Source organism: Geobacillus sp. Sah69 (genome assembly GCF_001414205.1).
Taxonomy (GTDB): Bacteria; Bacillota; Bacilli; order Bacillales; family Anoxybacillaceae; genus Geobacillus; species Geobacillus stearothermophilus.
In genome coordinates, this window is sequence record NZ_LLKS01000032.1 from 429,554 (window position 1) to 439,486 (window position 9,933).

Below are 9,933 nucleotides of genomic sequence, written 5' to 3' on the forward strand. Positions count from 1 at the left end.
GCGAACGCTAATGAAAATTTCTGATTTATTCCGCTCAGTCCCTGCCTTCCAGTCAGCTCGATTAGTAGCCGGACAAAAAGGAAAAGACCGCGAAGTATATAGCATGAACATGATGGACGCCCCCGATATTGCTGATTACTTAAAACCAAACGAGCTGCTTGTCACAACCGCCTACCACTTAAAGGATAAACCGAACGATTTGCTCGAATTAGTCCAAAGCATGGTCAATCGACAATGCGCAGGACTTGCTATCAAAACAAAACGCTTTTTACATGAAATTCCGCATGAGGTGCTTGCTTTTGCGAATAAAATGGAATTCCCTCTTATCGAACTGCCTATTCATATCGCCTTAGGCGACGTCGTTACGCAAACATTAAGCCGTATTCTTGATAAACGAACAAACGAGCTGTTGCAAGCGATTGAAACCCATCAAAAGTTTACCGAGCATATTATGAGCGGAAAAGGCATTTCTTCTTTATTAAAAAACTTATCGTCTATTATTCGCCATCCTGTTCTATTGTTAGATAAATACCTTCGCGTCATCAGTTCATCGCATCCTGATTTCCATCTTCTTGTGGATTTAACAGATCTGCATAAAAACGGATATCGCCTGTTTTTGCAAAAAACACCCTATTCTTGTTTTTCGCTATTAGGCAATAAAAAAACTTTTTCTGCTTTCCCAATTTATACTCACGAAGAGAAAAGCGGTTGCTTAATCATCGTAGGAACAATTCCTTTTTCAAAACCATCGCTTGTTTTAACGGTTGAACAAGCAACCAACGTTATCGCTTTTGAGTTCATGAAAGAAAAAGCATTGAAGCAGTACGGAAAAAGAGTGCGCAATGAATTTTTTAACAACATCATAGAGGGGGCTTTCCACTCGCAAGAAGAAATCGTGATAAAAGCCAAAGAATTCCAAATTGAAAATGAACAGCCATATGTTTGTGTCGTTGGCAAGCTCGATGAGAACCTAGCATCGTTGAGTTTCATCCAATCACAGAAGGAAATAGATATGATTTTTGAATGGATCGAAGACGAAACGAAGGTTTGTTTTCCATCTGTTCATCATTTTGTGAAAGGAACGACATGCGTTTCCTTATTTCCGATCTCCCAATCGTGGAACGAGTTCCACACAACCGTTTTTCCATTTTTGAAAGAATTGCAGTACAAAATTAAGAACACATACAATCGAACCATTTCGTTTGGTGTTAGCAACTTATGCACACAATTTTTAGACGTGCAAAAAGGGTTTAAAGAAGCATTAGAAGCGTTGCAAATCGGCCAATTAGCAAACCATCACCAGTTCATCCAAATTTATCGCCGAAAAGACATTTCCGAACTATTGCAAATGATTCCTCCGGATTATTTAAAAACCTTCTATTATGAAACATTTCAAAAGTTGGCTCTTTCTTCAACAAATGAACGGGATATGTTGTTACAAACGTTATTCGTGTTTTTAGAAAACCATGGACAAATTTCAGAAACTGCGAAAAAACTATATGTTCACCGGAATACAGTCATTTATCGACTGGAAAAATGCGAAGAACTGATCCAGAAAGATTTGAAAGATCCTGAGACGACATTCCGCCTCCGCCTAGCTTTTCGGATCAAACACCTGCTTCACCTGTAAATGAATCTCTCCCGCCTGCACTCTATTCGAAGGCGGGAGCTCTCTCGGGGATAGTGTTAAATTATCATTGTTATATTTTTTGACAAATACCGATATTGGTTTAATAACAACAGATAAACCCGTGGTGCTAGTTGAGCGTCAGCGCTCAACCAGCCCTAGTGTGACCAAGGAATAAGCCAACAAGATGCCATCGAGTGCCACTTCAAACCCGGCCATGGAATTCGCTCGAATGTCGGTGATCCGGTATTGGTCTACGAGAATCGAAAACACCGTCTCGATGACTTTGCGTTTTTTCCTGATCCATTCTTCCCATGCCTTGGATGGGCCGTGCTTTTGATTGTGTCGAGACGGTGTCCAGAACGCGGCTTGGTGTTCTTCGTACAGCTTTTCTCGAAGAGCGTGGCTGATGTACCCTTTGTCCCCAAAGTTGTAGGGATGAGGGATTTGAGTCATCACCGTTTCAGCGGCTTTGACGTCGTGGCAGGACGCTTCCGTCACGACAGGCCAGCCCTTGATTGGTCACTTGAAGATGCAGCTTGAAACCGTAGTACCATTGCTTTTTGGAAGCACAATACCCCATATCTGCGATCCCTCGAAATCGCTTGACGCGCTGCATTCTTRCGGGATGGCACAACGGAAGAGGCAAGCTGTCGACGACCGCATAAGCATGGTGTTGGCCACGTTTCGCCAGCTCATGACGGATCCATTTGATGGCGAAACCAAGCGCCCGGCAGCGGCGGTTGTATCGGGAGCGTTCAAGAAACGAGCCGTTTGTGAACAAATTTCCCGTGACAAAACGATGCCASGCYCGTTCRGAAGTAAAACCGAGCAACTTTCCTAAAAGATGAATCGCGATGACCACGGCGTCTTCCTGTTTGACCAAATGGCGGTTGCGACGCTGTAGGTACATCTGAATCGATGACAGTTGAGCAGAAACAAAAACGAAAATGGCGGCATATTGCTTTTGAATCTTTGCTTGATCTGTAGTAAAATGAAAGTGCTCTTGCATGGGGATTCTCCTTTCGAATGGCAGGTCGCACTTTCATTCTACAGGAGATCCGCCAGCAAGGGCTATTTTTATGCTTGCCCAAGTTTATCTAGCACCACGGGTTAAAATGATTTATACAAAGACACTTTCATTCTATCGTACACAACATCAAGTTTCAAAAACAATCTGTTTCCATTTTTTCAGGAAAACTGCTTGCAAGATTTTCAGTTTCTCATAATATTAACGATAAAATATGGAGAAAGTGTGAATTTCACCATTTTTGCACATCGATCTGTTACTATAAAAACACACACGTGTTATAAAGGAGTTGAGAATGGCTTGTTAGCGTTTATCCTTTTTTTGACTTTTCTCATCGTTTCCCTTTGTTTTGTTCTCTTGAGAAGACCTCTGAACGGGAGGATGAATCAACGGTCGCTCGGATTGTATATTTCGTGTTTCTTGCTATTGGCCGCCTCATTATCCTATTATGCAAGTTCGGCCCAGATAGGCGATGCCATCAAAGCCTTCATACAGAACAGAAACAGCAGAGAAACCGACCCGTCCCCGAGCAATCAAGCAAAGGAGGCGAATCGATCAGCTGCCGCTTCAAAGAAACAATCGCTAAAGACATCCGTCCTGATTGACGCTCCCCTTTTGTCTCAGCTTCCGGAACTGCCAAGAGGATGCGAAGTAACCAGCTTGGCCATGCTCTTGAATCATGCGGGCATTCGCGTCGATAAGATGACGTTGGCGAAACAAATCAAGAAAAACCCTACTCCCTATCAAGTGCGGAATGGCCAAGTGTTTTACGGACACCCAAATGAAGGGTTTGTCGGCGATATGTATACGTTATCGAAGCCTGGATACGGCGTGTACCATAAGCCGATCAAGCAGTTGGCTGAGCGGTACTTGCCTAACCAAATCATCGACTTAACAGGGCAATCGTTTGAGAACATCTATACATACTTGGCCAAAGGCACACCGGTTTGGGTGATCACCAACACCACCTTTCGTCCTCTTCCTCCCTCTGCCTTTCGGGAATGGCAAACCCCGCAAGGCCCGATCAAAATCACGTACCGGGAACACGCGGTGCTCATTACGGGATACGATGAGCAGTACATTTATTTCAATGATCCATTGACCGCTGTCAAAAACCAAAAAGCGCCGAAACAAGACTTTATCGACGCTTGGGTTCAAATGGGACGGCAGGCGATTACCTACCACCGTTAGACATCGGTGAATCCGAATCGCTTGCCTTTTTTTACATTTCAGTTGAACGATTTTCTCCATACATTTTGCACATCTATTTTTTATCATATCATTGCATCTCCCACTACAAGCTTAAGGAGGGAAAACGACATGAAAAAATGGCTGCTTGGCGCCATTTTCGCAGGAGTAGCAGCGATTGGCGCAGCTTGCTCAAATCCATCTTCCATGCAGGGACACGACATGTCCGGCATGAATATGGAAAAAGAAAATACTTCCGCTGAAACGAGCAAGCAGCAATTGCCTTTAGCAACCAATACAGAAGTATTATCCGGGAAAGAAATTCACCTTACTGCGAAGGAAGCGTTATTACCCATTAATGGTCAAATCAAACTCCCGGTCTACACGTACAATGGATCGGTACCCGGTGCGCAAATCCGCGTAAAGCAAGGGGATAATGTGAAAATTGTTTTAAAAAATGAATTGCCAGAACCGATCACGATTCACTGGCACGGCTACCCTGTTCCAAATAACCAAGATGGAGTACCGGGTGTCACGATGGACGCCATTAAACCGGGTGAAACGTTTACGTATGAATTTACAGCAACCGTGCCGGGAACGTATTTTTATCATTCCCATCAAAAAAGCGCCGAGCAAGTGGACAAGGGATTATACGGTACATTAATCGTAGAACCGAAAAATGAAGAAAAAGTAGATCGAGATTATACACTTGTGTTAGATGAATGGATGAGCAATCCGGATGAAGGAAATATGGATATGAGTGGAATGGATCATAGTAATATGAATAATGGAAATAGCTCTGATAATCAACAAATGGATATGAGCAGCATGGGCCATGATATGAATATGTATGATATTTTCACGATTAACGGAAAAAGCGGGGCTGCTGTCCAACCGTTAAAAGTGAAAAAAGGCGAAAAAGTGCGGCTTCGTCTGATCAATGCAGGGTACATGTCCCACAAGCTTCATTTGCATGGACATGAGTTTAAAATTGTCGCAACGGACGGCCAACCGTTAAAGAACCCGCAACCAATCAAAGATGAACTGTTGAATATCGCTCCGGGTGAGCGCTACGACATTGAGTTTATCGCCAATAACCCGGGTGAATGGCTGCTGGAATGCCACGGCAATATGAAAGGCACCGATGGCATGAAAGTGAAAATTCAATACGAAGGACAAGCAAACAATACGGACAAAGCAAATGCAAAAGAAAACCTCCCTGTCGCGGATATGACAACATATGGAAAATATGAAACAGGTCCATTTACGTTAGACCAAAAATATGATGTAGAGTATACAATGGATTTAGGAACGGCCATGGGCAAAAATGGCATGATTTTCACGATTAATGGGAAAACGTATCCTGACACAGCGCCTATTCATGTGAAGACAGGAGATTTCGTAAAAGTAAAAATCGTGAACAACTCGCCGATGGATGTACATCCGATGCATTTACACGGCCATTTCTTCCAAGTGTTAAGCAAAAACGGCAAGCCGGTCACAGGCTCTCCATTGATAAAGGATTCCTTAAATGTAAACCCTGGTGAAGAATATGTCGTCGCGTTTAAAGCGGATAATCCGGGAAATTGGATGTTCCATTGCCATGACTTGCACCATGCTTCAGCGGGAATGGTGACAGAAGTCAAATATACCGACTACAAATCGGACTATACTCCAGATCCGAATGACACAACCAATAAAGGTGAATAAAAAAGCTGAAGGGGCTGACCCAAAACACAAATGCGTTTTGGGTCAGTCCCTCTTTTTTTCCGCGCCTGTTATTTTCATTACAACATCCCGCTTTCCCGATATTCTTCAAGAAGAGAAAAAACTTTCCCCAGCCGAGACCCGCTACGTTCTAGATAAAAAAGTGCCCCGTCATCACTTCGGGGCACCTTCCGTATGTTATTTCACATCATATCCTTGCTCTTCAATCGCTTCTTTCAGTTTTTCTACGCTGACCTTTGTTTCATCATACTCCACATCAACCGTACCTTCTTGCAAATGCACCTCTACACGGCTGACGCCATCCAACGCTTGAAGGGCATTGGTCACTGCCGCTTTGCAATGTCCGCATGTCATTCCTTGTACTTGTAATGTAATCGTCATCATCCATTCCTCCTTAAATGTTTATAGTTTCACGCGTTTCAAACGAAGCGCGTTGGTAACAACCGACACCGAGCTGAACGCCATCGCTGCCCCCGCGATCCATGGTTCTAATAATCCGAAAGCGGCGACCGGAATGCCAATCGTATTATAAAACAACGCCCAGAACAGATTTTGCCGAATGTTTTTCATCGTTTGGCGGCTCAACTCAATGGCTTTCGGGATATGGCGTAAATCGCCGCCGACCAAGGTCACGTCCGCGGTCTCGATGGCGACATCAGCTCCCGTGCCAATCGCCATCCCAATATCCGCTTTCGCAAGAGCTGGAGCGTCATTAATGCCATCACCGACCATCGCCACACGTTTTCCTTGCTTTTGCAATTCCTCGACGATGTTCGCTTTGTCTTCCGGGAGCACCTCGGCGTACACATGCTCAATGCCGACTTCATTGGCGATCGCTTCCGCTGTCCGTTGATTGTCCCCTGTTGCCATATAGACATCGATGCCCATTTGTTTTAATGTTTGAATGGCTTCTTTGGAGCTTTCTTTTACCGTATCCGCGACCGCAATGATGCCGGCAAGCTGTCCATCGATGGCAACGAGCATCACTGTTTTCCCTTGTTTTTCAAGCTCTACCATTTTATCTTCATGCACAGCAATCGCTACAGAGCGTTCCTTCATCAATTTTCGCGTCCCAATAAGGATGCTTTTTCCGTCAATGACCGCTTCAATTCCGTGGCCGGTAATGGCGGAGAAGTGCTCCAATGGCTTCAGCGAAATCGCTTGTTTCTTCCCGTATTCCACAATCGCATGAGCCAGCGGATGCTCCGAAGCGCTCTCGGCGGAAACCGCATAATCGAGCATGTCCTCGCGGAAGGCCAGCACATCGGTGACTTCCGGTTTTCCTTTTGTCACGGTTCCTGTTTTATCGAGTAATACGGCATTGATTTTATGCGTTCCCTCTAGGTACTCACCTCCTTTAAAGAGAATTCCTTGTTCTGCCCCTTTTCCTGTACCGACCATAATCGATGTCGGTGTGGCCAAACCGAGCGCACAAGGGCACGCGATGACAAGAACGGCGATGGCCGCCTCAAGCGCTTTGGCCAAATCACCCGGCGCAACGAAGAAGTACCAGATTAGAAAGGAAACAACCGCAATTCCGACAACAATCGGTACGAAAATACCGGAAATGACATCGGCCATCCGCTGAATCGGGGCTTTCGAACCTTGTGCCTCTTCGACGATTTTAATGATATTGGCAAGTGCTGTATCTTTTCCTACTTTTTCTGCGCGAATGGTCAGTACGCCATTCGTATTCATCGTCGCCCCGATCACATAGTCGCCTTCCTTCTTATCAACCGGAATCGATTCACCGGTAATCATCGATTCGTCTACGGAGGATGCTCCGGCGATGACCGTACCGTCCACCGGGATTTTTTCTCCTGGCTTGACAAGGATCGTATCGCCAATCACCACTTCCTCGAGCGGAACTTTTCTTTCTTCCCCATGACGGATGACAGTCGCTTCCTTTGCCTGCAAGCTAAGGAGCTTTGAAATCGCTTCCGTTGTCCGCCCTTTCGCAAGAGCCTCAACGTATTTTCCGACAAGCACAAGCGTAATCAAGACGGCGCTTGTTTCAAAATACAGTCTCGGCATATAGTCAGGATTCCCAAGCGTCCGAAAAGCTTCGTACAAGCTGTAAACGTACGCAGCCGATGTTCCAAGCGCCACGAGGACGTCCATGTTCGCGCTCTTGTTTCGCAACGCCCGGTACGCCCCGACATAGAAAGGACCGCCGATGTAGAACTGAACCGGTGTAGCGAAAAGAAGCTGGAACCACGGATTCATCAAGAGCTTCGGCATCGGCAAGCCCATATCAAACGGCATATGAGCCAGCATCGTATAAAGCAGCGGCAACGATAAGATGATGGAAATGGCAAGTTGCCGTTGTTTTTGTTTCAACCGCTCTTCTTTCCGGCCAGCATCGTCTTGTTCTTCGTTTCGAATTTGCCCCTTATACCCAAGCTTTTTGATTTTCTCTAAAATGTCTTCGACAGATGCAACACCCTCCTTGTATTCGACCACCGCGCTGTTTGTCGCCAAGTTGACAGCAGCGCTTGTCACACCTTCCATCCGATTTAACCCTTTTTCAATCCGCGTCGCACAGGCCGCACATGTCATTCCTTCAATATCAAGCGTCACTTTTTCTGTCGCAACGCCATACCCCAAATTCTCAATTTTCGTTTCGATATCGGCGATCGTTTGCTTCGATGGATCGTATTGAATCGTGGCTTTTTCCATGGCCAAATTGACATGGGCTTTGACGCCTTCCATCTTATTCAATACTTTCTCAATCCGATTGGCGCACGCGGCGCATGTCATGCCGGTCACCTTCAGCGTCACGGTTTTCGGCTCTCCCATTTCCCTTTCCCTCCCTTACTTCGAAAATTGTTTCATCACATCCATCAATTCGCGAATCGATTCGTCTCCGCTCCCTTCACGGATCGCTTTCGCCACGCAATGGCTCACGTGGCGTTCAAGCAGCTGCAGCCCGACTTGGTTCAACGCCGCTCTGATCGCGGAAATTTGCACTAAAATATCGATGCAATAACGATTGTCCTCCACCATTTTTTGTACACCGCGCACTTGTCCTTCGATGCGCTTCAAGCGCTTGATAATGCGTTCGATTTCCTGTTCTGTTCGTGGAACCATTTTTTTATCCACATGATGATCTTCATAATGGTTCATCAAACATCACCTCTTTTCATTACATTATACCGGTAATGGGTATAAAATGCAACAGAGATCCCCTCTACAAATCATGTTCACCACAAAACCGTAATCAATACCTGCGCAGGAAAAAGCCCGCTTTCCACAAAAAATTCACAATTTTAATTGGCATAGGATTCGCTGCGGGCTGGACTCCCTGCACAGGTCCAATTCATGATAAGAGACAGCTTTAGGCTGTGCCTAACCGAAATTCATCTCCCGCTTTCACTTCGTTTCGAAGTGGGAGACTTAGAGAAACTTTGACAAACGGGCTTGCGATTCTGATCCAACGCCGTTGATTTGCCCGCAACGCCCCGTTTTTCACCGGGCTTTTAGGTTGAGTCTACCGACATGATAGTGGCAAATGGGGGAGGTTGCTGTGATTAATTTCACAATAGCAATAAAATATCTTCAAATCGTTACAGTTTATTGAAATCCATACATTCTGCAAATTTATCCGATAAAGTGTGAACTACCCCCACTTAATTTTCTAGCGAAAATTTGAAGTGGGGGCTTCCAAAGAAGTTTGACTGCTTCAAGCAATCCTTATTCTTTGAGGCGTGTCCACTTCGCCGCTAGAGCATAAGACACTCAGGTCTACAGCTTTACTTTTCTTTAAGATGTTTAATGCGCCATTGACATCAGCATTCATTAGTTTGCCAGACTTTGTTCGATACAAACCTCGCTTAATACGTTTGCCGCTGAACTTATATTCTTTTGGATTGTCGGCATTATATTCAGGAATCTCATCGCCGTCAAAAAAGCTGGCTTGAGACGTATAGGATTCTTCCTGTTTCAAGAATTCAATGCCGTAAAATTCACAAAGATATTCTAGTTTTTCTTTTATGTTACCGAGAGGAATATTGACAAAGTTTTGATTTGTCTTTTTTCCTAGATTAATATTGCGTTGCCATGTTTCCGCATAGCCAATGACAAGTTTGCCAATTTGATTTTCAATACAGTAGTTAATGATGTAACGGCAAGTCTTGTTGATATAATCATTCACTTTATTATTGCGATTCATAGCAAGCAAAGCCTGTTTACGAGTGGTGCCTTTGATTTTTTGCTTATCTTTTATGCTTTGAAGTCTGGCATTTTCTTTGTTAAACCATTGATTKATACTTTTTAATCTCCGCCCATCAATGATGAATGATCTGCCGTCTATATTTTACTGAATCTATCCTATTTTCAGCAAAATATAGTTAAGGCGATT

The 9,933-nt window shown here is 44.6% G+C and carries 6 protein-coding genes and 2 pseudogenes; 3 read left to right on the forward strand and 5 right to left on the reverse strand.

What is annotated here, in order from left to right:
- Positions 1-10 precede the first annotated feature (10 nt).
- A complete protein-coding gene (locus AP057_RS08660) occupies positions 11-1,630 on the forward strand; it encodes a PucR family transcriptional regulator (RefSeq protein WP_055358534.1) in 1,620 nt (539 codons plus the stop codon).
- 138 nt (positions 1,631-1,768) lie between these two features.
- Here the strand turns inward: AP057_RS08660 and AP057_RS08665 are convergent.
- Positions 1,769-2,639 (reverse strand): annotated as a pseudogene (locus tag AP057_RS08665) (IS982 family transposase).
- Positions 2,640-2,957: 318 nt separating this feature from the next.
- Between AP057_RS08665 and AP057_RS08670 the strand changes: the two are divergent.
- Positions 2,958-3,848: a C39 family peptidase gene (locus tag AP057_RS08670; protein WP_055358535.1), complete on the forward strand. Its 891-nt coding sequence runs from the start codon at positions 2,958-2,960 to the stop codon at positions 3,846-3,848.
- Between the two features lie 129 nt (positions 3,849-3,977).
- Positions 3,978-5,555, forward strand: coding sequence for a multicopper oxidase family protein (locus AP057_RS08675; RefSeq protein WP_055358536.1), 1,578 nt, complete (start codon positions 3,978-3,980; stop codon positions 5,553-5,555).
- A 195-nt stretch (positions 5,556-5,750) separates the two neighbouring features.
- Here AP057_RS08675 and copZ read toward each other — a convergent pair whose 3' ends face one another.
- The 4 genes and pseudogenes from copZ to AP057_RS08695 all read right to left on the reverse strand — a co-directional run.
- Positions 5,751-5,954, reverse strand: a complete 204-nt coding sequence (gene copZ / locus AP057_RS08680) for a copper chaperone CopZ (RefSeq protein ID WP_011230404.1) — start codon at positions 5,952-5,954, stop codon at positions 5,751-5,753.
- Between the two features lie 21 nt (positions 5,955-5,975).
- Positions 5,976-8,372 (reverse strand): heavy metal translocating P-type ATPase, encoded by a 2,397-nt coding sequence (locus AP057_RS08685; RefSeq protein WP_055358537.1) that lies wholly within the window; start codon positions 8,370-8,372, stop codon positions 5,976-5,978.
- 15 nt (positions 8,373-8,387) lie between these two features.
- Entirely contained in the window at positions 8,388-8,699 is a 312-nt protein-coding gene (locus tag AP057_RS08690; protein WP_013523213.1) for a metal-sensing transcriptional repressor, read from the reverse strand.
- A 556-nt stretch (positions 8,700-9,255) separates the two neighbouring features.
- Positions 9,256-9,882: pseudogene (locus AP057_RS08695) on the reverse strand (RNA-guided endonuclease TnpB family protein); the annotation flags it as partial.
- Positions 9,883-9,933: the final 51 nt, after the last annotated feature.